Annotated in this window: 23 protein-coding genes and 2 pseudogenes; 8 read left to right on the top strand and 17 right to left on the bottom strand. The window is 59.3% G+C overall.

Going from position 1 to position 25246, the window contains the following annotated elements; genetic code table 11:
- Window positions 1-25 precede the first annotated feature (25 nt).
- Window positions 26-436, bottom strand: a complete 411-nt coding sequence (locus ABWL43_RS05290) for an HPF/RaiA family ribosome-associated protein (protein ID WP_106579487.1) — start codon at window positions 434-436, stop codon at window positions 26-28.
- A 213-nt stretch (window positions 437-649) separates the two neighbouring features.
- A complete protein-coding gene (locus tag ABWL43_RS05285; protein WP_145161345.1) occupies window positions 650-1597 on the bottom strand; it encodes a LysR substrate-binding domain-containing protein in 948 nt (315 codons plus the stop codon).
- Between the two features lie 137 nt (window positions 1598-1734).
- On the opposite strand from ABWL43_RS05285, the gene ABWL43_RS05280 reads away from it, so the two are divergent.
- From ABWL43_RS05280 to ABWL43_RS05270, 3 genes are all read left to right on the top strand, one after another.
- Window positions 1735-3111, top strand: a complete 1377-nt coding sequence (locus ABWL43_RS05280; RefSeq protein WP_262210588.1) for an L-serine ammonia-lyase — start codon at window positions 1735-1737, stop codon at window positions 3109-3111.
- A gap of 62 nt (window positions 3112-3173) precedes the next feature.
- Window positions 3174-4460 (top strand): serine/threonine transporter, encoded by a 1287-nt coding sequence (locus tag ABWL43_RS05275; RefSeq protein ID WP_262210590.1) that lies wholly within the window; start codon window positions 3174-3176, stop codon window positions 4458-4460.
- A gap of 300 nt (window positions 4461-4760) precedes the next feature.
- Window positions 4761-5075 (top strand): DUF3509 domain-containing protein, encoded by a 315-nt coding sequence (locus tag ABWL43_RS05270; protein WP_242194545.1) that lies wholly within the window; start codon window positions 4761-4763, stop codon window positions 5073-5075.
- Here ABWL43_RS05270 and ABWL43_RS05265 read toward each other — a convergent pair.
- Window positions 5072-5323 (bottom strand): annotated as a pseudogene (locus ABWL43_RS05265) (phosphate-starvation-inducible PsiE family protein); the annotation flags it as partial. The gene ABWL43_RS05270 and the pseudogene ABWL43_RS05265 overlap by 4 nt on opposite strands.
- Window positions 5324-5444: 121 nt before the next feature.
- On the opposite strand from ABWL43_RS05265, the gene ABWL43_RS05260 reads away from it, so the two are divergent.
- Window positions 5445-7049 carry an AAA family ATPase gene (locus ABWL43_RS05260; protein WP_262210592.1) on the top strand — a complete coding sequence of 535 codons (1605 nt, stop codon included), beginning with the start codon at window positions 5445-5447 and terminating at the stop codon, window positions 7047-7049.
- A gap of 187 nt (window positions 7050-7236) precedes the next feature.
- On the opposite strand, the gene ABWL43_RS05255 is transcribed toward ABWL43_RS05260, so the two are convergent.
- Window positions 7237-7689, bottom strand: coding sequence for a phosphate-starvation-inducible protein PsiE (locus tag ABWL43_RS05255; protein ID WP_262210593.1), 453 nt, complete (start codon window positions 7687-7689; stop codon window positions 7237-7239).
- Between the two features lie 144 nt (window positions 7690-7833).
- Window positions 7834-8076 (bottom strand): annotated as a pseudogene (locus tag ABWL43_RS05250) (phosphate-starvation-inducible PsiE family protein); the annotation flags it as partial.
- Between the two features lie 302 nt (window positions 8077-8378).
- Between ABWL43_RS05250 and ABWL43_RS05245 the strand changes: the two are divergent.
- Window positions 8379-8639 (top strand): YebG family protein, encoded by a 261-nt coding sequence (locus tag ABWL43_RS05245; protein WP_016974596.1) that lies wholly within the window; start codon window positions 8379-8381, stop codon window positions 8637-8639.
- Window positions 8640-8693: 54 nt separating this feature from the next.
- Here ABWL43_RS05245 and ABWL43_RS05240 read toward each other — a convergent pair whose 3' ends face one another.
- On the bottom strand, window positions 8694-9713 hold the full coding sequence (locus ABWL43_RS05240; protein WP_145161336.1) for a Glu/Leu/Phe/Val dehydrogenase dimerization domain-containing protein: 1020 nt from the start codon (window positions 9711-9713) through the stop codon (window positions 8694-8696).
- Window positions 9714-9900: 187 nt separating this feature from the next.
- On the opposite strand from ABWL43_RS05240, the gene ABWL43_RS05235 reads away from it, so the two are divergent.
- Complete coding sequence (locus tag ABWL43_RS05235) at window positions 9901-10704, top strand: SirB1 family protein (RefSeq protein WP_262210595.1); 804 nt, start codon at window positions 9901-9903, stop codon at window positions 10702-10704.
- A gap of 220 nt (window positions 10705-10924) precedes the next feature.
- On the opposite strand, the gene ABWL43_RS05230 is transcribed toward ABWL43_RS05235, so the two are convergent.
- The 4 genes from ABWL43_RS05230 to hmgA form a co-directional block, all read right to left on the bottom strand.
- A complete protein-coding gene (locus tag ABWL43_RS05230; RefSeq protein WP_404487018.1) occupies window positions 10925-12295 on the bottom strand; it encodes an MFS transporter in 1371 nt (456 codons plus the stop codon).
- Window positions 12296-12431: 136 nt separating this feature from the next.
- Window positions 12432-13076 (bottom strand): maleylacetoacetate isomerase, encoded by a 645-nt coding sequence (maiA, locus tag ABWL43_RS05225; protein WP_242194552.1) that lies wholly within the window; start codon window positions 13074-13076, stop codon window positions 12432-12434.
- Between the two features lie 12 nt (window positions 13077-13088).
- Window positions 13089-14375, bottom strand: a complete 1287-nt coding sequence (gene fahA, locus ABWL43_RS05220) for a fumarylacetoacetase (protein WP_369300926.1) — start codon at window positions 14373-14375, stop codon at window positions 13089-13091.
- Between the two features lie 3 nt (window positions 14376-14378).
- Window positions 14379-15662 carry a homogentisate 1,2-dioxygenase gene (gene hmgA / locus ABWL43_RS05215; protein ID WP_262210601.1) on the bottom strand — a complete coding sequence of 428 codons (1284 nt, stop codon included), beginning with the start codon at window positions 15660-15662 and terminating at the stop codon, window positions 14379-14381.
- A gap of 121 nt (window positions 15663-15783) precedes the next feature.
- Here hmgA and ABWL43_RS05210 point away from each other — a divergent pair, with 121 nt between their 5' ends.
- Complete coding sequence (locus ABWL43_RS05210) at window positions 15784-16563, top strand: IclR family transcriptional regulator (protein ID WP_242194558.1); 780 nt, start codon at window positions 15784-15786, stop codon at window positions 16561-16563.
- A gap of 1 nt (window position 16564) precedes the next feature.
- On the opposite strand, the gene dacB is transcribed toward ABWL43_RS05210, so the two are convergent.
- The 7 genes from dacB to ABWL43_RS05175 all read right to left on the bottom strand — a co-directional run bounded on the left by dacB (window position 16565) and on the right by ABWL43_RS05175 (window position 24152).
- A complete protein-coding gene (gene dacB / locus ABWL43_RS05205) occupies window positions 16565-18016 on the bottom strand; it encodes a D-alanyl-D-alanine carboxypeptidase/D-alanyl-D-alanine-endopeptidase (protein ID WP_404487015.1) in 1452 nt (483 codons plus the stop codon).
- A 99-nt stretch (window positions 18017-18115) separates the two neighbouring features.
- Window positions 18116-20536 carry a TonB-dependent receptor gene (locus tag ABWL43_RS05200; RefSeq protein ID WP_262210605.1) on the bottom strand — a complete coding sequence of 807 codons (2421 nt, stop codon included), beginning with the start codon at window positions 20534-20536 and terminating at the stop codon, window positions 18116-18118.
- Between the two features lie 109 nt (window positions 20537-20645).
- Entirely contained in the window at window positions 20646-21581 is a 936-nt protein-coding gene (locus ABWL43_RS05195; RefSeq protein WP_145161319.1) for a glutathione S-transferase family protein, read from the bottom strand.
- A gap of 76 nt (window positions 21582-21657) precedes the next feature.
- Window positions 21658-21933, bottom strand: coding sequence for a GIY-YIG nuclease family protein (locus ABWL43_RS05190; RefSeq protein ID WP_025855645.1), 276 nt, complete (start codon window positions 21931-21933; stop codon window positions 21658-21660).
- Window positions 21934-21969: 36 nt separating this feature from the next.
- Complete coding sequence (locus ABWL43_RS05185) at window positions 21970-22440, bottom strand: nuclear transport factor 2 family protein (RefSeq protein ID WP_404487012.1); 471 nt, start codon at window positions 22438-22440, stop codon at window positions 21970-21972.
- Window positions 22441-22531: 91 nt separating this feature from the next.
- Complete coding sequence (locus ABWL43_RS05180; RefSeq protein WP_145161315.1) at window positions 22532-23167, bottom strand: response regulator transcription factor; 636 nt, start codon at window positions 23165-23167, stop codon at window positions 22532-22534.
- A gap of 205 nt (window positions 23168-23372) precedes the next feature.
- The gene (locus ABWL43_RS05175; RefSeq protein ID WP_242194565.1) at window positions 23373-24152 is read right to left on the bottom strand and encodes a response regulator; all 780 of its coding nucleotides are present in this window, start codon (window positions 24150-24152) and stop codon (window positions 23373-23375) included.
- Between the two features lie 450 nt (window positions 24153-24602).
- On the opposite strand from ABWL43_RS05175, the gene ABWL43_RS05170 reads away from it, so the two are divergent.
- Entirely contained in the window at window positions 24603-25232 is a 630-nt protein-coding gene (locus tag ABWL43_RS05170; RefSeq protein ID WP_145161312.1) for a DUF1120 domain-containing protein, read from the top strand.
- Window positions 25233-25246: the final 14 nt, after the last annotated feature.

Raw genomic sequence — 25246 nt, 5'->3', positions numbered from 1 at the left:
ATTGGATTGAAAAAACACTCAGCTATCAGCCGTTAAGCGCAGCCTGTTCGTTTTCCAGAAATTCCTCTTCGAGTTCGGCCTCATCGGCCTTGGTATCAGGCAGAGCTTGCCCAGCGGCGCGTGGTTTGCCGCGTAATTTTCCGTACAGATGCTCCAGCGCGTGCTCAAGCTTGGTGGCTGCGCCATCGATTGCCTGTTCCAGGGTGTCGGCCTTGTGCAATACCGACAGTGGTTGATGGCCCTTTGGTCGTGCTTCCAGGCGGCAACTCAAATCGTGGGGACCGGGCTTGTCGCCATTTTCGTCTTTGAGGTAGACCTCGACGCGGGTCAGGTCTTCTTCGTAACGTTCGAGCGTGCTCTCAATGGTAGTACGTACCCACTCCTCCAGTCGGATGCTGCTTTCAATATGGTTATCGCTATTGACTTGGATTTGCATAGTTCTTCCCTTATTTCAGCTAGCTCGCAGGAGGTCACAAACTGCAACACCGGGGTGGTGAAACCATGACCTCTTGTTTACACAATTGAGCACTCAGAAGAACAATTCAACCCCTTTGCAAAGATAAATTCCACATTACAAATTAAGCCTGACGACAAGCAAAAACGCTGTTAGGGTGGGGAGTTAGTTACATCTTCTTACGCTTAGCCAACCCTACAATTGCCCCTCTCCCAACGGGTGCAATCCGCGAAAAATCCCCGCTTCTTCCACCAGCCAGTCATGCACCGCGCGTACGCCCGGATGGCTCAGCGCGCCCGGCGCATACAGCAGCACGTAGCGTTTGTGGTTCGGCACCGCGAGGCCGAACGGCACAATCAAGGTGCCACGTTCCAGCTCGTCGTTGAGCAAGGTGCGCCGCGCAATCGCAACGCCCATGCCGGCAATGGCGGCCTCGATGGTCAAGTGATTGCGGTTGAAGGTGTGCCCGCGCCGTACGTCGGCGTGGTGGTAGCCGATGGCATTCAGGTAAAACTCCCACTCAGCGTATTCATAACTCCCACGCCAGGCGGTGATGTCGTGCAACAGCGGAAAATGCACCAGGTCGGCCGGGCCATGCAACGGCGGACGCCCGCGCAACAAGCTGGGTGCGCACACCGGGAAAATCTGCTCATCGAGCAAGGCTGTGGACAACAGCCCGGGATAGCTGCCGTCGTTCAAGTCGATGGCCAAGTCGAAATCGCCCTCATGCAGGGCGACGCTGCTGTCTTCCGCGACCAAGCGCAGCTGAATATCCGGAAACCGTTGCTGCAGACGCGGCAAACGCGGGGTCAGCCACTTACCGAGAAACGACGGAATGGAGCGCAAGCGCAAGGTGCCGCTGATCATTCCCGCGTCCAGCCGCTGCAACTCAGCATCGATGCTGCCGTAGGCCTCGCCCACCGTCGCCGCCAGCCGCTGCCCCTCGGCGCTCAGTTCTACGCCGCGCGCGCGTCGATGAAACAGGCGAAACCCCAAACGCTCCTCCAGCTGGCGGATTTGCTGACTCACCGCCCCCGGCGTGATGTGCAGTTCTTCGGCGCAGCGGGTAAACGACAAATGCCGCGCGGCACAGGAAAAAACGTGCAGCCAGACATACGTCTGGCCATGAAGGGGCCGGGTCATAGGGTTTAGTCCTGCTAAAGGGTGTCTTAGGATAATTCGTTGGTCAGTGCCGTTCCAGGGGCTCAGTATCGCGCCAATTCCGCTCGTCCTACAAAACATGGCAGCGATTCCTACTCCATTACTTGTAAGGCTTTAGCATGGCTATCAGCGTTTTCGATCTATTCAAGGTAGGCATCGGCCCTTCCAGCTCCCATACCGTGGGCCCGATGCGGGCGGCGGCGACCTTTGCCCAGGCCCTCACCGACCAACAATTGCTGAGCGAAACGTGCCGTGTCGAGGTGCGCCTGTATGGTTCGCTGTCTGCCACCGGTGTCGGCCACGCCACCGACCGCGCATGCGTAATGGGCCTGATGGGCGAATGGCCAGACAAAGTCGACCCGACCTCGATCAACGCCCGTATCCAGCAATTGCGCGAAAGCGGCCAACTGTTGCTCGCAGGCACGCAGGAAATTGCCTTCAACTGGCACACCGACCTCCTGCTGCTGGAGGAAAGCCTGCCCTACCACCCCAATGCCATGTCCCTGCACGCCTATGGCGACAACGGCCTACTGAGCGAACAGACCTATTACTCGGTCGGCGGTGGTTTCATCATCGAAGCGGCCGAAGCCGCTTCCAGCATCTCGCCGACCAGCGATGTTGAATTGCCCTACGACTTTTCCAGCGCCGTCGAACTGCTGGCCTTGTGCAACAAGCACGGTCTGCGGGTTTCCGAGCTGATGATGGCCAACGAACGCGCGTGGCGCAGCGATGAAGACATCCGCAGCGGCCTGCTGCACATCTGGTCAGTCATGCGCGAATGCGTGGAGCAAGGCCTGCGCGATGAAGGCATCTTGCCGGGTGGCCTGGACGTGCCACGCCGCGCGGCGAAATTGCACCGCAGCCTGTTGGAAATCGGCAAGCCGAATGTCATCACTTCAACATTGTCGGCGATGGAATGGGTCAACCTGTTTGCCCTCGCCGTCAATGAAGAAAACGCCGCCGGCGGGCGCATGGTCACTGCGCCAACCAATGGCGCGGCAGGGATCATCCCGGCGGTGCTGCATTACTACATGAAGTTCAACGCTGACGCGTCTGATGACGATGTAGTCAATTTCTTCCTGGCTGCCGCCGCTGTCGGCATCCTCTGCAAGAAAAACGCCTCGATCTCCGGTGCCGAAGTCGGCTGCCAAGGCGAAGTGGGTTCCGCCTGCGCAATGGCCGCTGCAGGCCTGGCCGATATCCTCGGCGCCACCCCGGAGCAGTTGGAAAACGCCGCCGAAATCGGCCTGGAACACAACCTCGGCCTGACCTGCGACCCGGTCGGCGGCCTGGTGCAAGTGCCGTGCATCGAGCGCAATGCCATCGCCGCGGTCAAGGCGATCAACGCCACGCAAATGGCCCTGCGCGGTGACGGCAAACACTTCATTTCCCTCGACCGGGTGATCCGCACCATGCGCGACACCGGCGCCGACATGCATGACAAATACAAAGAAACTTCACGGGGCGGCCTGGCGGTCAGCTGGGTGGAGTGCTGACCGGAGCACTGCAACCCGTCCTGAACGTGAGCCCGCGCAAAAATAATAACGAGGCAATATCGATGACCGATGTACGTACACCTGCTGCTGAAAACCCTGTTTCAGAAAAAACCGTGACCACCGGCTGGACCAAACACGACACCACCTGGATGCTCGGCCTCTACGGCACGGCCATCGGCGCGGGCACCTTGTTTCTGCCGATAAATGCAGGCGTCGGCGGCTTCTGGCCGCTGATCGTGCTGGCGCTGCTGGCTTTTCCGATGACCTTCTTCGCTCACCGTGGGCTGACGCGCTTTGTGCTGTCAGGCAAATCCGGCGACATCACTGACGTAGTCGAAGAACACTTCGGCGTCGGAGCCGGCAAGCTGATCACCTTGCTGTACTTCTTCGCCATCTTCCCGATTTTGCTGGTGTACAGCGTGGCGCTGACCAACACGCTGAGCAGCTTCATGGAACACCAACTGCACATGGCCCCGCCGCCTCGGGCGATCCTCTCGCTGGTGCTGATCCTCGGCCTGATGGCCATTGTGCGCTGCGGCCAAGGCGTGATCGTCAAGGCCATGAGCGTGCTGGTGTACCCCTTCGTCGCTGCCCTGCTGTTGCTGGCCGTGAGCCTGATCCCCAACTGGAACGGCGCGTTCTTCGCCTCCGCCAGCGAAGGCATGCCGCTGCCGGTTTTCTTCAAAACGCTGTGGCTGGCAATCCCGGTGATGGTGTTTTCCTTCAACCACTCGCCGATCATCTCCGCGTTCGCCGTCGACCAAAAGCGCGTGTACGGCGCCCAGGCCGAGCGCAAGAGCAGCGGCATACTCGCCACTGCGCACGGCATGATGGTGCTGACCGTAATGTTCTTCTGCTTCAGTTGCGTGTTGGCCCTGTCGCCGGCTGACCTGGCGGCTGCCAAGGCGCAGAACATTTCGATCCTGTCGTACCTGGCCAACCACTTCCAGACCCCGGTAATCGCCTACGCCGCGCCGTTGATCGCGTTGGTGGCTATTACCAAATCTTTCCTGGGCCATTACATCGGTGCCAGCGAAGGTTTCCAGGGCTTGATCGTCAAATCCCTGCGTGGGCGTAACCGCGCGATGTCGTCCAAAGGGCTGGAACGCTGCACCGCGCTGTTCATGGTGCTCACCTGCTGGGCCGTGGCCACGTTCAACCCAAGCATTTTGGGCATGATCGAAACCCTGGGCGGGCCAATCATCGCGTGCCTGCTGTTCCTGATGCCGATGTACGCGATCCGACGCGTGCAGTCTCTGCGCCAGTATTCGGGCCAGCTGTCGAATGTGTTTGTGGTGGTGATCGGTCTGATTGCGCTGTCTGCGATCGTTTTCTCGGTATTGCCCTGAAATAGCCCACTGACCTCAAGCACAGCACAAAACAAATGTGGGAGCGGGCTTGCCCGCGAATGCAGTCTTTCAGCCGAGTATCTATTGGCTGATACACCGCTTTCGCGAGCAAGCCCGCTCGCACATTCAGACTTCACTGGCGCGAAGATCGCTGTACGGCACGCCCCTTGCTGTACAGCTCTTGAGGAAAACGGACCTTGTGAAAACCTCAGCGACGGAGTGGCCGGTAGTCAGGCAACGCGAACTAATCCAGACGCCGGTCGTCAATGACTGCATGTTCTTATCAGGCGGTAACGCACCATGGACAATCCTTTTCAGATCATCACCGACACCTTTACGCCCAAATACCGCGTCAACCTGAGCATCCAACGGCTGGATGGCAGCATCATGCTCACCCTCTCGAACGAGGATGGCGTGGTCGCCAAACGCATGATCAGCGCCGAACAGCGCAACGACCCGCAACGGCTCAAACGGCTGGTGCAAAGCATTCAGTTCGGCATCGCCATCGAGCAGGGCCACAGCGCCATGGAGATTCTGACGGTGATGACGGACGGCGACCATAAGGTGCTGCAGCAACCGCCCGCTCGCGCCCTGCCCTTCAGCGTCGGGCTTTAAAGCTCGCCCTTCTCGGTTTCCAGGCTCGCCTCGCCTTTGCGACGCGGGCCTTCAACCTTCACCGAAGGAAATGCCGAAGAGGCGTAGCGCACCACCAGGATCGAGAACGCCAGCAGCAGAATCCCGCCGCACAGGTAGATGATGCCGATGTCCGGCGGGTTGTGGTGGGAGACGTTGGAGATCAGCAGGCGCGTCAGCGCGGTGATTGCCACGTAGATCAGAAAACGCACCGGCATGTGGTTTGTCTTGACCGCTACCACCGCACAGCAAGTGCTTTAGCGAGCGTCTATAGGCATATCGCCACCATCTTCATTCGTGTTATTTTCCATCTTACGAACTCGTAAATAATGGAATGGATTCAGATAAAAAATGCGAATAAAAAAACTACGTCTGTTTAACGGTTACAAACGCTTCTATGACTTAACTATAGACCTTGGAGAGTCGCCCTCCCGAATTATTGCTCTAGTAGGGGCTAACGGTAGTGGTAAAAGTAGCGTTCTCGATGGCATGCTTTTCCTAAACAATGCATACGGCCAACTTGGTAACAAATCCGCCAAAAACCATTTATATCACTCTATGAATTCCGATCCCTCCTTCAACTATCAAAGCATTGCAATTGACTTCACTGACGGTGACTACCCTACCATCCGCGGAAAGCGACCCGGCGCAGAAAATACTATTTTTTCATTTAGAAGTCCGTACAGGTACAACAGCAGTCTAAATATAACTGAGACAAGAGCAGTTTCTGAGATACGCCTTAACAACTACGGCGCCACTTCTGCATCAGATCTCGATGATAAGATGGAAGAAAACTATCGCAGATTGAATATCAGATACAATAAATATCTGAACGAAAAAAACTGCCGACCCAGCGAAGCAAAAGAGCAAATAATAGAAGAATTAAACAAATCAATTCGAAACTGTCTTAGCCTTGAAATTGACAATATTGGAAACGTCGAAAGCTCTCAAGGAACGCTGTTTTTTATAAAAAAGGATTCCACAAAGCCTTTTCCGTTTGACGTGCTTTCGTCTGGCGAAAAAGAAGTAATTGATATTCTTCTAGATTTGTATTTGAGGCAAGACGACTACAACGATACTATCTTTCTACTTGATGAACCAGAGCTTCACATAAATACAGCAATACAGAGAAATCTTCTCATTGAGATAAACCGTCTGGTGGGAAAAAACTGTCAAATCTGGATCACGACTCATAGCATAGGTTTTATGCGAGCCCTTCAGGAAGAGATCAAAAGTGAGTGTCAAATAATCTATTTTGATGAAAACGACAATCTCGCATCTCAACCAAAAACTCTCACCCCGGCACCTAAAACTTCGGCGATGTGGCGGAAAATTTTTGGAGTAGCGCTAGATGATCTTACCCACCTTTTAAGCCCCAAACGTATCATTTATTGCGAGGGTCGAGACAGCCCAGGATCCGGCGGCATAGAACGCGGAATGGATGCCCAAGCTTACAACAGTATTTTTAACGAAAAATATCCGGATACATTGTTCATTTCGAGCGGCGGCAACACTGAATTAGATCAACGAAGTGATATAGCTATTGCAATTCTGTCGAAAGCACTTCCAGACCTGGAAATATTATTACTTAAAGATAGAGATTCCGGCTCTGGAAGAGGCGTATCAGCCGAGCAAAGGGAAATATATTTAAGCACCAACGGTGACCACCACCGAATGCTAAATCGCTGGGAGATCGAGAATTATATTTTCAGCAAAGACGTGCTAACACACTATTGCGAAAAAAACAGCCTCCTATTTGATGAAGACTCGTATGACAAGCTTGTATCCAACATACAAGACCAAAGCGTTAAGGACCTCTGGAATCGAATTAAAGCCATTTGCGGTATCAACACCAGCATCAACCCTGAAAAATTCAAACTTGAAGTAGCAAAAGTTTTCCCAACAAACTCAACCTCGTTCTTAGAGCTAGAACATTCCATTTTCGGCGCGCTATAAAAATGATGCGCAACTACTTAACTGGTTGCGCATTAACTACCCCCGGACAACTCTAGCTTTAGGAGTCAAATTTATCTTTGACAGATGAGAGTTTGACGAAGCAAATCGTGCAAGTGGCTTTTATTTGCCAAATATCAACCGGCTCCAATATTCAAAACGGCGAATCTCGCATACCATTCAAAACAACTCATTCAATCTGTTTTTCTTTTACAGAGGGATACTTCGAAGATGAATACCTAACCACCAAAATCGAAATTGCCAGCAGCAACACACCACCGCACACATAAAGAATCCCGGTATCGGGTGCATTATGATGAGAAACATCACTTATCAATAATCGAATCAGTGCCGTAACACCAATATATAAAAGAAAACGTAAGGGCATATGATTTGTTTTAAAATATATACCCGCCATAGCCAAAAGCTCAAGATAGATAAACAACAGTAAAATATCATCAATTGTTATTTTCGGCTGTTGAAGCATACCTATAAATGTAGACACTCCAGCCCAAACTGTAATTAATCCAATTGCGAAAAGCGCTAGGTAGTGGAAGGTTTCTACGAATAAATTGCCAATCGAATCAGCACCGCCATGCAGCTTTTTGCGCAGGCTTTCAGCCCATTTCACTTCTTGCGTCATCGTAACCACCACTGTTCAGAAATTGAGCGAATCAAGCCAACCACACGGCGAATCAGCGGCAGGTCATGCACACCAAGCCCCAACGTTATCAGGGCTTGTAAGAATCTGGCGACCACTACGAGAAATGTTAGTAACGTATACCTTCGTCTTAAAATAAATCCCGACCATCGCACCCAATTCCAGGTAGATGAACAGCAGCAAAATGTCATCGATCTTGATGTGCCCGGTTTCCAGCATCCGCAGAAATTCCATCACCGCCGCCCAGGCGGTCACCGCACCAATGGCGAACAGCGCCAGGTAGTGGAATGTCTCGACAAACAAATTACCCAGCGACTCAGCCAGCCCATGGACGTTCTGGCGCAGTTTTTCGGCCCAGTTGATTTTCACGATGATGCTTCCTTAGGTCGGCTCGACCGGATAATGCGGGTTGGACGTGACGGTTGTTCTGCATGCAGAAAAAAGGCCAGACACTAGAAGTTGAGATGGTGGCCGCGTGATATGAGGCACAAGGTCGTCACAGGTAAGGTGATAACCTCAAACACGAGCGCCTCGCGGCAGTGCTCTATGCCTATTTCCCGGCTACATTAAAAAACTGCTACCCAAACCCCGTGGTTTGGCTTACCCTTTTCGCTGTATATAAATACAGTAGTCGCAAAAGACAACTATCGTGAAGGCATGTGAGGTGGTGAATGGCCGTCGAAGTGGTATACCGCAGCAGCCGAGATCTGGAGCGTTTGTTCATGGATAAAGCCGAAGCTGACCGTCATGACAAAATGCTTGAACTCGCTGAGTTGCTGGCAGAAGTGTTGCAAAAAGCCGTGCCGTCCCTGAGCGAGCAGCAGGTGGAAGAAGCCGGGATCTACATGGCGAAGAACCGCGATGTATTTGCCAAGGCGTTCAAGAGCCAACCGGACGCATTGTCCGAGTTGCTGAACCCAACGGCAGAATAAAGCCCGAATTGAACAGGCCCTGAGTCATTGATTCAGGGCCTTTTTAATGCCCGATTATGGGTACAGCAAGCGTTCGGCCAGCTCATCTGCCACCCGGGCAGGCGAGCGTTTCTCGGCTTGGGCGTGGGCGAAGATTTCCGTCAGGCGCGTGCCGATGTTCGCCAGGTGCGCGGTGATGCCCGGCAACTCGGCGCCGCTATGTTTGAGGGCGACGTAGATCAGGCCGCCGGAATTGATCACGTAGTCCGGCGCGTAAAGGATGCCGCGCCCTTCCAACTGGTCGGCGATGTCCAAGGTGGTCAGCTGCGCGCTGGCCGAACCCGCCACGGCGGCGCAGCGAAGCTGGCCGACGCTGTGTCGATTGAACACGGCGCCGACGCCGCAAGGCGCGAGAATGTCGCACGGCGTGCTGAGCAGGGCGTCATTGGCGATGGGGTGCGCGCCGAGCTGCTCCATCGCCAGTTGCACCTTGCCGTTATCGATATCGCTGACCAGCAATTCGGCGCCGGCCGCGTGCAGTTGCTCGGCCAGGGCGTAACCGACATTGCCCAAGCCCTGGACGGCCACGCGCAAACCTTCCAGGTTGTCACTGCCCAGCCGGGCCATGGCGGCGGCGCGGATGCCGGTGAACACGCCCATGGCCGCATGCGGCGCCGGGTCGCCCGCGGCAGTGGTGCTGGTGACGAAGCGGGTGTGCTGGGCGATGCAATCCATGTCCGCCACCGAAGTGCCGCTGTCGATGGAGGTGATGAAGCGGCCGTCGAGCTTTTCGATGCAACGGCCAAACGCTTCAAACAACGCTGCGCGGCTTTCCACGTGTACGGGGCGGATGATGACTGCCGTGCCGCCGCCCACCGGCAAACCGGCCAGGGCGGCCTTGTAGCTCATGCCTTGGGCCAGGCGCGCGGCATCGGCCACGGCACTTTCATCGTCGGGGTAAGACAGGTAGCGACAACCACCCAAGGCAGGGCCCAGGCGGCTGTTGTGAATGGCTATGATCGCCTTCAGCCCGGTCACCGGATCGACGCTCAGGTGCAGCGATTCAAGGCGGGTGCTGTGCATGAGAGCAAACATCGTCAAGCTCCCGAATCACTTCTGGTAGAGGCCCAAGTATAGGCTGACGGTAGGAAACTGCCGAAGTGCGCTGGAATAAGCCGACTCAATTCACAGATCCCGCGACATAAGCAGGCCGGATATTTCTTAAGTCACTGGACGAAAATTCGCAGCAAGGCTAAAACGGGGGCATCCGCCGGAGAACGCAATGAATCCCCGCACAGCCTTTTTCGCCTGCCTGGACCGTTCACCCCCAGCGCTGTTTGAAGCCGCGCTGTGGATTGCTGCCGAACACGACCCGGCCGTACAGCCGCTGCTGATCCTGCAAGCGCTGACCCTGCTGCAACAACAGGTCAGCGTGGGCATGCCCCTGTTGCCGGCGGATGAACTCGGCCAGCCGCTGCTGCGGCGCATGAATGACCTGGGCTTCGCTCAGGATGACTTCACCCCATTGCGCCCCGCCGCGGCCCTTCTCGATAAGGTGCTGCAGCGTAAACGCGGGCAGCCGTTGGCGATGGGCTTGATCGCGCTGGAGATGGCCCGGCGCCTGGACATTCCGATGGTCGGTGTGAATTTCCCGGGGCATTTCCTGCTGCGCGTGCCCGGTGCCGATCACCTGCTGGACCCATGCGGCGGGCGACGTCTGTACCCCAATGATTGCCGTGAGTTGCTGCACCGCCAGTACGGCCCGAACCTCAAGTTACAGGCCGACCACTTGCTCACCGCCGAGCCGCGCTCGATCCTGCAACGTTTGTCACGCAACCTGCGCCAACTGCACCTCTCCAACGACAACCCGCTGGCCGCCTTAATCGACGCCGAGCGCGTGCTGGAATTGGGCAATGCTAGTGCCGCCGATTACCTGGCCCGGGCCAGCCTGTACCAGCGCCTGGATTGCCCCAGCGCCGAACGCTTCGACCTGGAGCACGCGTTGTTGCTCAGCGAAGACCCGATCCAGCGCCTGCGCCTGACCGAGCGGCTGGGGCACTTGCCGCCCAATTCAGTGGTGCATTGAACGGGTTACTCCGGTTCGTATGGCTTGTCGTGGCGAGCGGGCTTGCCCCGCGTTGGGCTGCGCAGCAGCCCCAATACAGTCACCGCATCTCTCCAGACAAACCGCGGTGGCAGGTTTTTGGGGCCGCTTCGCAGCCCAACGCGGGGCAAGCCCGCTCGCCACGCCAAGCCCGCTCGCAACAACACGCCAGCTCGCTACAAAGTCTGCCAAGCCAACAAGATCAGTGCTTGGCCGGTGCTTTGAGAATATCGCTGTGGAGTGGCCCCTTCGCCGCAGCTGATCCAGGCGAACGCACCTGAATGATCAACAACGCCGCAATCACCGCCGGAATCGCGCAGAAGAAGAAAATCTGCTGCACCGGAATATGCATGGCCAACAGCATGCTGCCAAACAGCGGCCCCAGGATTGACCCAAATCGCCCCACGCCCAATGCCCAGCCGGTGCCCGTGGCGCGCACGTGTGCCGGGTAGAAATTACTGGCGAAAGCATTGAGGGTCAGTTGCCCACCGATAATGCAGAACCCGGCCGCAAACACACAGGCCACCAGATAACGCGGGTTATCGTGATTCAGGCCGAGCAGGATGGTGCACACCGCAGCGGCGGCCAACACGCCGGACAACAGCCGCACTTTGCTCTTCAAGCGATCGGCAAACCAGGCCATGCCGATGGCGCCCAAGGTGCCGGCAAACAGGAACATCGAGGTCACCAGATTGGCTTGCTTCAATTGCAGGCCGCTTTCCAGCAACAACGACGGCAGCCAACTGATCATGAAATACAGCAGGATCAGGCTGACGAAAAAGGTTGCCCAGATCAGCACGGTCGGGCGCGCGTAGCCGTTGCGAAACAGCTCCGCCACCGTCAGTTTGCTGCCCTGCTCCTGAAGGTTCTGCGCTTCACTCGCCAGCGGCGGTTGCCACCCCGGCAGCATGCGCGCGGTAACTGTACGCAAGCGCGCATACGGCGGTGCATCGCGTAACAGACGCGGCAGGGATTCCGGCAACAGCCACACCAGGAAAGGAAACAGCAGCAACGGCGTCACGCCGCCCGCCAGGAACACCGCCTGCCAGCCGTAGCCTTCGATAAACCCGGCGGCGACAAAACCACCGGCTGCGCCGCCAAACGAAAAGCCACACGCGGCCAGCGTCACCATCAAGGTGCGCATACGCGGGGGCGAATAGTCCGACATCAGCGCCATGGCACTCGGCATCGCGCCGCCCATGCCGATGCCGCAGATAAACCGCGCGGCCATCAACGTGGTCAGGGAATTGGCAAACACCATCAGCACCGTGAGAGTAGCGTAGATCAGCACACAGCCGAGTAGGATGCGGCGCACGCCGAAGCGGTCCGCCAATGGCGTCACCAACAGCGAGCCGAGCGTCAGGCCCAGCAGGTTGGCGCTGAACACCGGGCCGAACGCGGCTTTTTCCAGGCCCCAATCCTTAGCCAATGCCGGCACCACATAACCCAGTACCTGGGCATCGTAGCCATCGGTGACCAGCAGCAACGCCAGCAACACGAGGATCAACCACTGATAGCGCGACACCGGACGGGTGTCGAGTGCCGCACGAAAGCTGGCAATCTGATTGTGCATCGCAAGGTACCTATTATTTTTATAAGGGTAACGCTGATCAACCGTGGGAGCTGGCTTGCCTGCGATGACGGCCTGTCATGTGCGCCATCACTGGCTGACACTGCGCTATCGCAGGCAAGCCCGCTCCCACATTGATTTAGGGTGTGTCCGGGGTGTCGGGTTGGTTAGCCGGGTGCGCCTGCACAAATGCCGGATGCTGCGCCGCCAACGCCGCCACGCGCGCAATGCGCGGGTACGCCGCCAGCGGCACTTTGAAACGCTCCGCCGCATACAACTGCGGAATCAAAAACGCATCCGCCATCCCCGGCTGTTCGCCAAAGCAAAAGCCTTTATCGCCAATCAGCTGCTCCACCGCGCCCAGGCCCTGGCTGATCCAATGCCCGATCCACTCCAGCAATTGCGCCTCATCGTGCCCCCACTTGCGCAACAGGTTCTGGGTACTGGAGTTGTGCAGCGGGTGAATATCGCAGCCGATGATGGACGCCACTGCGCGCTCATGGGCGCGCGTGGCCAGGTCTTTGGAAAGCAGCGGCGCCTGTGGATAACGTTCCTCCAGGTACTCGATGATTGCCGGCGACTGAATCAACAGATCACCTTCGTCCGTACGCAACGCCGGCACGCGGCCCTGCGGGTTGATCGCCAGGTAGTCCGGCTGGCGATTGGCACCGCCCGGCGGCACCAGCAAGTTGACCGGCACTGCGGTGACGTCCAGCCCCTTGAGCGCCAGGGCGATACGCACGCGGTATGACGAAGTGGAGCGGTAGTAAGTGTAGAGTTCCATCGCCCTGCCCTCTTAACGCGCCGCGACGACGGTGCCACGGCATTCGCCGAACCCGATGGAGGCAAACCCTTCGCGACTGCACCGCGCGCGCAGGATGATTTCGTCGCCGTCTTCGAGAAACTTACGGACCTCGCCCGAGGCCAGTTCAATCGGCTTTTTACCGCCTTCGGTAATCTCCAGCAGGCTGCCAAACTGCCCCGGCTGCGGGCCAGACAAGGTGCCCGAACCAAACAGATCACCGGCCTGCAATTGGCAACCGTTGACGCTGTGGTGCGCAACCATCTGCGCCACAGTCCAGTACATGTGCTGGGTGTTGCTCAGGGTCAGGCGATGGGCCGGCAGGTTTTGCTCGCGCATCGCGGCGGTGGTCAGCAGCACTTCCAACTCAATGTCGAAACCGCCTGCGGCCTGGTCACGCTTATCCAGCAGGTACGGCAGCGGTTGCGGATCGCCCTCGGGGCGTGCCGGCTGGGCTTTGCGGAACGGCTCCAATGCTTCGGCCGTCACCACCCAGGGCGAAATGCTGGTGATGAAACTTTTCGACAGGAACGGGCCCAGTGGCTGGTATTCCCAGGCCTGGATGTCGCGCGCCGACCAGTCATTGAGCAGGCAGAAACCGGCGATATGCTCGGCCGCATCGCCAATCGCGATCGCGTCGCCCATGGCATTGCCCTGGCCGATCCAGATGCCCAGTTCCAGTTCGTAATCCAGGCGCGCGCAAGGGCCAAACGTTGGCTCGGTCTGGCCGGCCGGCAGCGTTTGGCCTTTAGGGCGGCGCACCTCGGTGCCGGACGGGCGAATGGTCGAGGCACGGCCGTGATAACCGATCGGCACGTATTTGTAGTTGGGCAGCAGAGGATTGTCGGGACGGAACAGCTTGCCGACGTTCTGCGCGTGTTCGATGCCGACATAGAAGTCGGTGTAGTCACTGATTTTTGCCGGCAAGTGCATCTGACAATCAGCGGCCAAGTGCAGCACTTGCGCCTCACGGGTTTGCAATTTGCTGCCTTCGGCAAGCAGTTCCAGCAGGCGTTCGCGCAAGGCCAAACGCGGGCCACGGCCAAGCTCGAAAAACGCATTCAACTGGCCGCCGACAGTCGCCTCCACCGCGCGGCGGGCTTCGCCGTCAAACTCATCCAGGGCCGCGTGCAGGTCGAGAATGCAGTCGCCAATCGCCACGCCACTGCGCGGTGCCGAGCCGTTGATACTGAACACGCCCAGCGGCAGGTTCTGCAGGGGAAAGTCCTGGTGACCGTTGGCGGAGGCCACCCAGCTGCGGGCTAGCGTTGGTTGAGTCATGGGTTATCTCCGGTTCGGGTTGAAGGTGGCAGGCAGTGAGGCCCAGCACGCGTCGTAAGCGGGTTGCAGTTGCGAGCATTCCAGGGCGAACTGTGTGGGGCGCAGCACTTGGCTGGTCTCGAACATGAAGGCCATGGTGTTATCGATCTTGTGCGGCGCCAGCTCGACATTGATCGCCTTGGTGCAGGTTTCACCGTCCGGGCCGTGGGCGCTCATGCAGCTGTGCAGCGAGGCGCCGCCGGGCAGGAAGCCTTCGGCCTTGGCGTCGTAGGCGCCCTGGATCAGGCCCATGTATTCGTTCATAAGGTTGCGGTGGAACCACGGCGGCCGGAAGGTATTCTCGGCCACCATCCAGCGCGGCGGGAAGATGACGAAGTCGAGGTTGGCCAGGCCGTGCACGCTGGTGGGCGAGGTCAATACGGTGAAAATCGACGGGTCAGGGTGATCGAAACTCACCGTGCCGATAGTGTTGAACCGGCGCAGGTCGTATTTGTACGGCACGTTATTACCGTGCCAGGCGACCACGTTGAGCGGTGAGTGATCGAGTTCGCAGGCCCACAGTTCGCCGAGAAATTTCTGCACCAGCGTTGTCGGCTTTTTGAGGTCTTCGTAGTGGGCAACCGGCGCGAGGAAGTCACGCGGGTTGGCCAGGCCGTTGCTGCCGATCGGGCCAAGGTCCGGCAGGCGCAGCGGCGCGCCGTGGTTTTCTGCGATGTAGCCGCGTGCTTGGGCATCCAGCAGTTCGACGCGAAATTTCAGGCCACGCGGCAGTACGACAATTTCCAGCGGCTCCACGTCCAGCACGCCCAATTCGGTGGCGATGCGCAGGCGGCCCTGCTCGGGGACGATCAACAGTTCACCGTCGGCGTTGAAGAACACGCGCTCCATCGAGCGATTGGCGCGGTACGTGTAGATGCTGATGCCAGACGGTTGTTGCGACCCGGCGTTGGCAACCATGCCCACCAGGCCGTCGATGAAATCGGTGGGCTCACTCGGAATATCCAGAGGGTTCCAGCGCAAGCGGTTGGGCGTCACTGCGCCCAACGGCCCACCGGCCAGTTGCCGCTCAAGCTTGACGAACGCCGGGTGATTGGCCGACGGCTGAATGCGGTACAGCCAGGTGCGACGGGCTTCGCTGCGCGCCATGGTAAAGGCCGTGCCGGAGAACAGTTCGGTGTACAGGCCGTACGGGGCTTTTTGCGGGGAGTTCTGGCCGACGGGCAGCGCGCCAGGCAGGGCTTCGCTGGCGAATTGATTGCCAAAGCCCGATTGGTATTCGAGGTTCATGGATCATCCTCTGAGCGGAAGTTGTTTTTATCGTAATCCAGTTACGCATAACGTAATTTGATCACTGTCGACCGTCAAGCTATAAAGACGCCCATTCCCCCTCTCGGATTCTCGCTCCTCCATGGAAAAGCCCCGCGACACCGGTAAACAGAAAGTCCGCTCGGCCGAAGTGGGCACCGATATCCTCAAGGCCCTCGCCGAACTGTCGCCGGCCACGTCGCTGTCGCGCCTGGCCGAGCATGTGCAGATGCCGGCGAGCAAGGTCCACCGCTATTTACAGGCGTTGATCGCCTCGGGCTTTGCTGAACAGAACACCGCCACCAACCACTACGGCCTGGGTCGCGAGGCGTTGCGCGTGGGGCTGGCCGCGCTGGGCAGCATGGATGTGCTGAAAGTCGGCGCCCTGCCCCTGGCGGAACTGCGCGATGAATTGAATGAAACCTGCTTTCTGGCGGTGTGGGGCAACCAGGGCGCGACCGTCGTGCACATCGAGCCGGCAGTGCGCGCGATCACGGTGGTGACGCAGCTGGGTTCGGTGTTGCCGCTGCTCAGCTCGTCCACCGGGCTGGTGTTCAGCGCTTATCTGCCGTCGCGGGAAACCGTGGAATTGCGCGAGCGCGAGATTCAGGCCGGTGTCGCCCATGCCTTGGCGGACGATCAGGCTTACGCCACCGCGTGCGAGCAGATCCGCAGCCGTGGCCTGCACTTTGTGCACGGCTTGCTGATGCCCGGCGTCGACGCGTTGTCGGCGCCGGTATTCAACGCGGTCGGCCAGGTGGCGGCCGTGATGACCGTGGTCGGCCCGACCTCACTGTTCCACGCCGATGAAGATGGCCCGGCGGCGCAACGCTTGCTGGCGGCGACCCGGGCCGTGAGTTGGCGGATGGGCTATCAGCCCTGAATCAATCGTCCCAGCGTGACAGGGCCACGGCCACGCGGTTCTCCAGCGCCTTGACCTGCGCGCCGGCCACCACATAGTTATTGCTCAACATCGAGAACACCAACGTGCGCCCATGGGCGTCGGTGATGTAGCCGCTCAATGACGAGACACCGCCCATGGAGCCGGTTTTGGCATGCAGGTTGTTTTCAGCCGGCGTGCCGCGCAAGCGATAGCTCAGGCTGCCGCCGGTCATGCGGTCAGTGTTGCCGGCAATCGGCAGCGCGTTGTACCAGGCGTTGAACCACGGCTGTTTGCGCGCGGCCAGCAGCAGGTCGGTGAGGGTTTGCGACGACACCAGGTTCTGCCGCGACAGCCCGGAGCCGTCGACTTGGTGCAGCGCCGCGGTATCCAGGCCCTGACGCTTGAGGAAACCGGCGACTGCCACCACACCCGCCGCCGCCGTGCCGCTGTTGGCGGTCTGACGGCCCATGGCCTTGAGCAAGGCTTCAGACATGTTGTTGTTCGAAAGTTTGAGCAGCGGCGTGATCAACTCCTGCAACGGCGCCGATTGATGCTCGGCCAGCACGGTCACGCCGGCAGGGGTTGCAGCCCCCACCACTCGACGCCCAAGCACGGTAATGCCCTGCTGTTTGAGGGCCTGTTCAAACAGATTGGCCACCAGTTGCGTCGGCTCCCACACGCTGATCAGTTGCGGGCTCTGCCTGCCCGGCGCCACCGCACCGCTGAGCTGCAGAAGATTGGTGCCATGGCGGCGGTTGATCCCGTAGGTGTTGCCCGGCCCACTGACCGCGCGGTTGCTCAATTGCAGGTAATCGGTGGGCGGAAAGATCTCGACGCTCACTGGCTGGCCGACACGCGCTGGCGCCTTGGCCGTGACCAGCACGCTGCCCGCATCAAAATCCGCATTGGGTGACACCGTCAGCGCCGAAATCTGCGCGCCATAGTAGGTGGTTTCATCATCGTGGGACCAGTCGACACCGAGCCGCTCGGCGTCAAACCAGGTGTCGTCGAACACGATGTCGCCCTGCACTTGGCGCACGCCCTGGCTGGCCAGTTGCGCGGCCAGGGCCTGGTAGTCGGCGAACTGAATCGTCGGGTCGCCGAGGCCTCGCAGGTACAAGTTGCCCGTCAGGCGATCGCCCTGGCGTATGCCATTGCTCAGCAGTTGCGTGGAGAACCGGTATTGCGGCCCCAGCACGTCCATCGCCGCTGCCGTGGTCAGCAGCTTCAGATTGGACGCGGGGACCAGACGCGTGCGCGGGTTGTGCTGATAAAGTGTGGCGCCACTGCGCGCGTCACGCACCGTCAGCGAAACCGTGGCGCCGTGCAGCGTCGGGTCGGCCAGCAGTTGATCAAGGGAGTTGGAAGTCTGCGAAACACTCGCGCAGCCGCCCAGTAAAAAGCTCAAGCCAACCAGCATCGCGCTGGTGTGTATCCATCTGCCCAACTGCATCAGTAGCGTTTTCCCGCGAAGTCTTCAGTGGCGGCAACGCTACCAGCTCAATGCCGTTGTGGCGAGCGGGCTTGCCACCACAGCAGCCCGTCTGACAGATTAAAACTGAAGCGTGCTGGACACTGACACCTGCCGCGCATCGCCCAGCGATACAAACACCCGGCTCGCGGCCGAGGTGTAGTACGTGCGATCGAACAGGTTCTTCACGTTGAGCTGGAACTTGACCTTCTGGCCTTCGATCTTGGTGTCATAGGTGGCAAACGCGTCGGCGACGGTGTAGCCCGGCAGGTTGAAATCGTTGGCGGCATCGCCTGCGCGCTCGCCGACATAACGGGCGCCTGCGCCCAACCGCAGTTGGTCGCCACCGAAAATAGTGCCGAAATCATAGACCGCCGACAGCGAGCCCGTGTGCTTGGCCACGTTTTGCAGGCGGTTGCCCTCAAGCGTCGGGTCTTTGTCCTTGGTGTCGAGCGCATCGGTGTAGGCGTAGCTGCCGATCACGCTCCATTGGTCGGTCAACTGGCCGGTGGCGTCCAGCTCCAGGCCACGGGAGCGCACCTGGCCGGCAATGCTGTAAACGGTGTTGGCTCCTGATCCCACCGAGACCAGCACGTTGCGTTTATCAATATTGAACAACGCCGCGCTGGCGGTAATACGCCCCGGGATGTCGAGCTTGGCCCCCAGCTCCCACGACTTGGACTCCTCAGGCGTGAGGTCGCCGGTCAAGGTGCTGCCGTCAGCCAGGGCGGCGATGGTGGAGTTGGGTTTGAACGATTCGGTGTAGCTGCCGTAGAACGACAACTCATCCGTGTAGCGGTACACCAGGCCGGCGCGCGGCACCCACGCCTGGCCATTGCCGTTGGTGTTGGCCGTGAACGGCACACCCTTGCCGGCGTACTGGTCATACATCTGATAGCGCACACCGCCCACCAGGATCCACTGATCGGTCAGGTGAATGGCGTCCTGGAAAAACAGTGAGTCGCTGCGCAGCAGGTCCGTCTGGGCGCTGTCCTTGGCACTGACGGTGGTGCCTTGCACGTCCCTGCCATAGACCGGATCGAGGTAGCTGAAGGCGCTGCGTTGCGCCTGGCGGATCAAGTCGGCGCGGTAGATCTTGCGGTACTCATCGTCCAGGCCGAACACCAGGTCATGCTGCATGCCACCGACGTTGACGCTGCCTTCCAGGCTCATTGTGGCAAAACGATCGGTGGTCAGCGCCCCCCGTGTGCCGTCCATGCTGCGGGTCAGGGTGCCGTTGGAATTGACCGAAACCGTGCGCACCTGGCTGGCATCATAGGTCTCGCGGTTCCAGCTGTAGCCCAAGTGCGCCTTCCAGTCGTCGTTCAAGTCGTGGTCGACTTCCAGGCGATACAGGTCGGAGCGGCCTTCCATGTTGTTGAACGGCTCATCCAGGCGCCGGGTCGCGGGGATGTTCAGCGGGTGATTGGTCTTGGGGTCGATGGCGGTGCCACGGTCGAACGGCGAGAGGAATTCGCGGTGCTCGTAGGCGAAGACCACTTTGGTGGTGTCGCCGTACCAGGCCAGGGACGGCGCCACCAGCGTCTCGCGGTGGGTGCCGAAATTGCGCCAGTAATCTTCGTCTTCATGGTCGACGATCAGCCGGTACGCCAGGCCGCTGTCGCCAATCGGGCCGGTGGTATCGAGGTTACCGCCACTGCCATTCTTGCCGTCGCCGAAGGTCGAGCCACGTGCGGTCAGGGAGGTGGATTGGGTCAGTTCCGGCTTTTTGCTGACGATATTGACCACGCCACCCGGGTCTTGAATACCGTACAACAATGACGACGGGCCCTTGAGCACTTCAACGCGCTCGGCGGTGGAGTTCAACGCACGCCCCTGCACCACGGGCATACCGTCTTGCATGATCGAGCCATTACGGTTATCGCCAAACCCGCGCAGCATCACCGCATCCTGGGTACTGGCCAAGGTGTTGGCCTGGGTGATGCCGCTGATATTGGCGAGGGCGTCATCCAGGTTACGCGGGGTCTGGTCGCGCAGCACTTGGGCGGGCACCACGTTGACGGTTTGCGGGGTTTCCAGCAACAGGCCATGGGAGCGCATCACCGAGCTGGTGGGCGGTGGCTGGTAACTGGTGCTGTCCTGGGCCTGGCCGGCGCCGCTGATGGTGGTGGCGCCGAGGTTGACCGCGCCGTCGGTGGGCACAGGTTCAAGGGCCAAGGTGTGGGCGTCGATCTGGCGGAAGGTAAAGCCTGAGTGGCCGAGCAGGCGTTGCAGGGCCTGGGTCGCACTCATTTGCCCGCTGACGGCAGGGGCGCTGAGACCGTAGGGCGCTTCATCGGTATAGATCACGCTGATCCCGGTGACGCGGCTGAAATCACTCAGGGCCTGGGGCAGCGGCTTGGCTGCCAGCGCAAAGTTGAACTGGGCGCTTTGCTGCTCCTGCGCCTGCGCCACGGCCAGGGGCAGCAACGCCAGCCCCGACACCGCCAGTACCGAGGCTCCCAGCCACTGTTTTACCCAACCGCCCGCCGTCGATTTCATGCTGTGAGAACCCGTGTAGAAAACGCTGTTAATGCGAATAGATCGCAGTTTCAAGCACTACACGGATGGGCGGTGGATTTACCTCACATTGTTTTGAAAATAATTTTATTTACTGCGCCTGAATGCGGAACCCCAACCGTGGGAAATGCACATGCACGGTGCCGCCGCGTTCATCGGTACGCCGCAGGATCAACTCCTCACGCCCGGCGAACAGCAACTCGCCGGCCACCAGATCGGTGCCGTAGTCGGTGGCGCAAATGCTCACCTGCTGGCCCGGCTTGAAGCCATTCAAGTCCTCGAACAGTTCATCCGGCAAGGCCGCAGGCGTCGCGTTACGCGCCACTTCCAAGGCCTGTTCGGCGCTCATCTCGCTGGCAGTGCCATGGCCGAAGCTCAGTACACGGTCCAGCCAGGCAGCGACGGCGGGATAGGCATCCACCAGCGGCGCCGTCACCGACGAGCCTTTGAGGAACCACAACGGATGCGCCAGGGCAAAGTCGGCAATCGACGGCTCGCCAAACAGGAAGTCACCTGCCTGGTGCTGCAATTGCTGATCGATGCGGCTGATGATCGTCGGCCATTGGTGCTTGGCCCGATCCAATTGCACGCGGGTGGCAGTGCCGCCGCTGAACAGTTTGGCGCGGTCCGCCACCAGCACGTCAAGCATCTGCGGCGGCACCTTGGCGAACTTGACGGCCAGGGATTCGGGCTGGAACACCAGCGCCACGGCATGCGAGAACACCAACGAATCGGCCCACGCGGCGAAGCTTTGCGTGACCAGCTCCAGGCCTTGGGGAAACAGCGCCGGCGCGGACTTTTCCTGCTCGAGGCGGTGGGCGATCAAGGCGGTGTCGCAGTAGATATCGGCGCCGACTTGCAGCACTGGCGTCTTGCGATAACCGCCGGTGAGGGCCGTGAGGTCAGGCTTGGGCATCACCGGCGAGATAAACACCGAGCGCCAGGACAAGCCCTTGAAGCCCAGCATCAGGCGGGCTTTTTCAGCAAAGGGGGATTGCGGGTAGTGGTGCAGGATCAACTCAGACATGCCAGGCTCCGCTCAAGTAAGTGAGCCGCTAGCTTAGCCTGCAACGCCCCACATGCGGGCGATGGGAACCCATCAGTCAAATCAATGAACCGCTCGCCGCCAGGCACTCCTTGGCGCTCTTCTTGAGCTTTTTGATCAGCCGCTCCTGGCGCAACGCCTCGCCCTTGCTCGCGCATTGCTCGGTGTACACCAATGCCACCGCGGGGCTGGACAAAAAGAACCGCGCGCCCTTGCCGCTTTGGTGAGAAGCAAAGCGGCGCACCGGGTCATTGCTGATGCCGCAATACAGCGAGCCATTGGCCGCGCGCACCAGGTAGACAAACCAGGGTTTGGGTTCAGGAAGATCAGTCACAGGTCGTTTCGGCAAACCAGAGGAGCGCCAATCTTATCAACGACCGGCCTGAAATGCCCTCAGGCCTTTAAGCGCCTGGGCGCGCACGGCGTTTTTCAGCGCAGGCGACCAACCCAACAACAACCCCTTGAGGCCCAGGGCCTGGCGCGACCAGCGCCACAGGTCGAAGTGATCGTGGTGCTCGCAGATCTTGCCATCGCGAAACACAAACCGCGCGCCGATATCGTTGACCACCGTGTTGCCGGTGGCGCTGAACAGGTACGTCGCCACCCAATGCGCGCTGCCGGTGATCTCATCGCTGCGCACGTGGTCGAAGGTCAGGGAAAAATCCTTGGCGCGGGTGGTGAGCATGCGCCACATGTCACCTGCGTCACGGCCACGCAGCTCGCCGAACGCGGGATCGCTGAACACCACATCGTCGGTGTAGCAGGCGGCCATGCCTTCGGCATCCAGGCGCTGGAAGGCACTGTAGAACTCGGTGATCAGGGCGTTGTGGGCATCACTCATGGGCAGGCTCCGCAGGCATCGAAAAGGTAGGCGCACGATAAGCCGCCAGCGCCGGTAAGGCTACCGACATTCGCCGCGCAAATGACCACGCTTACGGCACCATGCCACTGCTGCGGGCGTAGGCGAACAAATCCACGTCGGTGGAGATGCACAACCGGCTCATGGCCGTGCTTTTTTGCTTGCTGATGGTCGAGATGCTGCGATTGACCCGGGCGGCGATCTGGCTGACGGTCATACCGCTGGCGAGCATGCGCACCACTTCACGCTCTTTGCCGGACAACTGCGGCACGGCTTGCTGGTCGCCGGTGCCAGCTTCCACCAACTGCACCCGCAGGCTTTCGCTGACAAAGGTATGGCCTTCGCTCACGGCCTTGATGGCCTGCGGCAACTCCCTGGCTGAGGCACTCTTGGCCACGATGGCCCGCGCGCCTTGTGCGAAGGAAGCGCGCAGCGTGGCGATGTTGGCGAACATGGTCACCAGAATCACTGGCAATCGCGGGTATTGGCGTTGCATCAGGCTCAACAGGCCGTACCCATCAGCCTGCTGATTGCCCGGCATGGCAAAGTCGGTCACCAGCAGGTCACAAGGCGTGCTGTCGAGCACCGCCAGCAGTTGATCGGGGCCGTCGGCCTCGCCGACCACCTTGCACTTTCCACTGGCCTCGATCACGACTTTTTGGCCGATACGCACAATCGGATGATCGTCAGCAATTATTACGCGAAGCATGAGACCCACCATGATGGCAACTTGACCTACGCAAAATAGCGCCGGATGTGGCCGGCAACAACCGCCAAGAAAACCAGCCAGGGCAGCCCGTGCAGCATTCGTGGCTGTCGAGAGTTATACCTACAAAACAAACAGAGCAGGCCGTCAGAAAGAAGCTACAGCTCAGGGCGAAATCTTCCTTCACCCCCGATGAAAGCCTGCGTCTTCAAAGCGCCGACAAGTAAGCCAGGTAACGCACCAGGTCCTGGCGCAACCGGATCAAGTCGCGGGCATGCGTGGCCACGCCGTCGCCACTTACCCGCGTCATCAGTTGCAGGCCGCGTTTTTCCAGCGAGGTGACGCCCAGAAAGGCCACGCTGCCAATCAACCGGTGCAGGTGTTGAACGGTTTCGGCGCCATCGAGGCGCATCACCGCGCCCGACAGCGCGCGCAGGTCTTGGCGAGCTTCATGGATCAGGCTGCCAAGCATGCTGTCCACCACTTCGCTGCGGCCAAACATTTGCACCAGCGTCGTACGGGTTGGCCAGCCTTTTTGCCCGACCAATGCCTGTGCCTTTGTGCCCTGCTCGAATGCGCCCACGTGGGCTTGGTCCAGCCAATAGACCAAGACGTGGTGCAGCTGCAAAAAAGTCAGCGGTTTGATCAGCCACGCGTCCATGCCGGCTTCCAGGCACAGGCGGACTTCGTCAGGGCCCAGGTTTGAGGTCAGGCCGATGATGGGCAGTCGCGTCGACAGCGCCTCACGTTCGCGGCGGCGGATTTCGCGCGTCATGGCATAGCCGTCCATGAGCGGCATCTGGCAGTCGGTCAGAATCAGATCAAAGTGCTGCACGTCCAGGGCGGCCAGCGCAGCTCGCCCGTCCCTGCACGCTTGGTGACCCAGGCCGAGGCGGTCAAGGGTTCCGCTCATCAGCAGGCAGTAGGCTGGATGGTCGTCAACAACCAACACCTTGAGCCGTTGCCAACAGGCAGGCGCGGTGGTCAACGCCCGCGGCTCATCCCCACCCCTGCTGCCTGGGGGAATGCCTGATGACATGACTACCTCAACTTACCGTATCGACGGACGATGATGGCACGCCATGCGTGCAGGAAACGGCCGCGCTCTGGCCGATCGGGCGCGGCATTCTGAACCATCTTTTTGATTTTTTTATGACGGCTCAGCGGCGCAAAACGTATTCGAATGACTGCGCCTGGACGATACAAAAACTACGAAACTTCACAATTCCTACGTAAACAACAGCCGGTTCTGACATAAGCGAATGCGCCTTTGCGCTATCCGCCTACTCTCGTATTTGTTGTATTTCCCCGCCTTGCCCCCCTCTATAAATTCGCCGCACCCCAATGAGGGGCGCGGCCTGTCCTCCCCACGGTCGCAACACACATGGCTGTTTGCCCTGAGGCACAGTCAGCAATCCTTGCACCGGAACCTCACGACATGAATAAGTCCCTAGCAGCACTCGCCCTCTTTTTAGTGGCCGCTCATCAAGGCCCGGCTGTTGCCGCAAGCTCGGTGGAGTTGATCGTCAAAGGCCTGATCACCCCGAGTGCCTGCACGCCAACCTTGTCCGCCAACGGCATCGTCGATCACGGCAAGATTTCCGCCAAGGACCTCAATCAAGGCACCCCCACTGATCTGCCAGCCGTGACCTTGCAGATGCGTGTGAACTGCGATGCACAGACCTTGTTTGGCTTGAACGGCAACGACAACCGAGCGTCCTCAGCTGTCGTTGCGACGGGCTATGGGCTGGGCTTGATCGATAACACGCAGAAAATCGGCACCTACCACCTTGAGCTGGTGAACCCGGTTGCGGACAACGTCGGCGTCATACCCCTTGAGTCCAACAACGGCGGACAAACCTGGAGCGCGATTGATGGTGAATATTGGTACAGCGGCAACCTGGCCGGTTTCGGCGGTGTTTCCGGTGGCCTGTATGTCCCCGTGCCTATTCAGGACCTGATCACTGACTTGGCCGTCATGACCCAGATTGTGCCTGCGCAAGACCTGAACCTTAGCAATGAAGTGCCCCTCGACGGCTCCGCCACGATCGAAGTGAAGTACCTGTAAACAAGGCTCGCTGA

The organism is Pseudomonas sp. HT11 (genome assembly GCF_044875395.1).
Classification (GTDB): domain Bacteria; phylum Pseudomonadota; class Gammaproteobacteria; order Pseudomonadales; family Pseudomonadaceae; genus Aquipseudomonas.
This window is presented reverse-complemented; position numbering and strand designations above follow the sequence as displayed.

Excerpts from the sequence above, each read along its gene's own strand:
- ABWL43_RS05290 (WP_106579487.1), bottom strand. The coding sequence starts at position 436 with ATGCAAATCCAAGTCAATAGCGATAACCATATTGAAAGCAGCATCCGA.
- ABWL43_RS05285 (WP_145161345.1), bottom strand. The coding sequence starts at position 1,597 with ATGACCCGGCCCCTTCATGGCCAGACGTATGTCTGGCTGCACGTTTTT.
- ABWL43_RS05280 (WP_262210588.1), top strand. The coding sequence starts at position 1,735 with ATGGCTATCAGCGTTTTCGATCTATTCAAGGTAGGCATCGGCCCTTCC.
- ABWL43_RS05275 (WP_262210590.1), top strand. The coding sequence starts at position 3,174 with ATGACCGATGTACGTACACCTGCTGCTGAAAACCCTGTTTCAGAAAAA.
- ABWL43_RS05270 (WP_242194545.1), top strand. The coding sequence starts at position 4,761 with ATGGACAATCCTTTTCAGATCATCACCGACACCTTTACGCCCAAATAC.
- ABWL43_RS05260 (WP_262210592.1), top strand. The coding sequence starts at position 5,445 with ATGCGAATAAAAAAACTACGTCTGTTTAACGGTTACAAACGCTTCTAT.
- ABWL43_RS05255 (WP_262210593.1), bottom strand. The coding sequence starts at position 7,689 with ATGACGCAAGAAGTGAAATGGGCTGAAAGCCTGCGCAAAAAGCTGCAT.
- ABWL43_RS05245 (WP_016974596.1), top strand. The coding sequence starts at position 8,379 with ATGGCCGTCGAAGTGGTATACCGCAGCAGCCGAGATCTGGAGCGTTTG.
- ABWL43_RS05240 (WP_145161336.1), bottom strand. The coding sequence starts at position 9,713 with ATGTTTGCTCTCATGCACAGCACCCGCCTTGAATCGCTGCACCTGAGC.
- ABWL43_RS05235 (WP_262210595.1), top strand. The coding sequence starts at position 9,901 with ATGAATCCCCGCACAGCCTTTTTCGCCTGCCTGGACCGTTCACCCCCA.
- ABWL43_RS05230 (WP_404487018.1), bottom strand. The coding sequence starts at position 12,295 with ATGCACAATCAGATTGCCAGCTTTCGTGCGGCACTCGACACCCGTCCG.
- maiA (WP_242194552.1), bottom strand. The coding sequence starts at position 13,076 with ATGGAACTCTACACTTACTACCGCTCCACTTCGTCATACCGCGTGCGT.
- fahA (WP_369300926.1), bottom strand. The coding sequence starts at position 14,375 with ATGACTCAACCAACGCTAGCCCGCAGCTGGGTGGCCTCCGCCAACGGT.
- hmgA (WP_262210601.1), bottom strand. The coding sequence starts at position 15,662 with ATGAACCTCGAATACCAATCGGGCTTTGGCAATCAATTCGCCAGCGAA.
- ABWL43_RS05210 (WP_242194558.1), top strand. The coding sequence starts at position 15,784 with ATGGAAAAGCCCCGCGACACCGGTAAACAGAAAGTCCGCTCGGCCGAA.
- dacB (WP_404487015.1), bottom strand. The coding sequence starts at position 18,016 with ATGCAGTTGGGCAGATGGATACACACCAGCGCGATGCTGGTTGGCTTG.
- ABWL43_RS05200 (WP_262210605.1), bottom strand. The coding sequence starts at position 20,536 with ATGAAATCGACGGCGGGCGGTTGGGTAAAACAGTGGCTGGGAGCCTCG.
- ABWL43_RS05195 (WP_145161319.1), bottom strand. The coding sequence starts at position 21,581 with ATGTCTGAGTTGATCCTGCACCACTACCCGCAATCCCCCTTTGCTGAA.
- ABWL43_RS05185 (WP_404487012.1), bottom strand. The coding sequence starts at position 22,440 with ATGAGTGATGCCCACAACGCCCTGATCACCGAGTTCTACAGTGCCTTC.
- ABWL43_RS05180 (WP_145161315.1), bottom strand. The coding sequence starts at position 23,167 with ATGCTTCGCGTAATAATTGCTGACGATCATCCGATTGTGCGTATCGGC.
- ABWL43_RS05170 (WP_145161312.1), top strand. The coding sequence starts at position 24,603 with ATGAATAAGTCCCTAGCAGCACTCGCCCTCTTTTTAGTGGCCGCTCAT.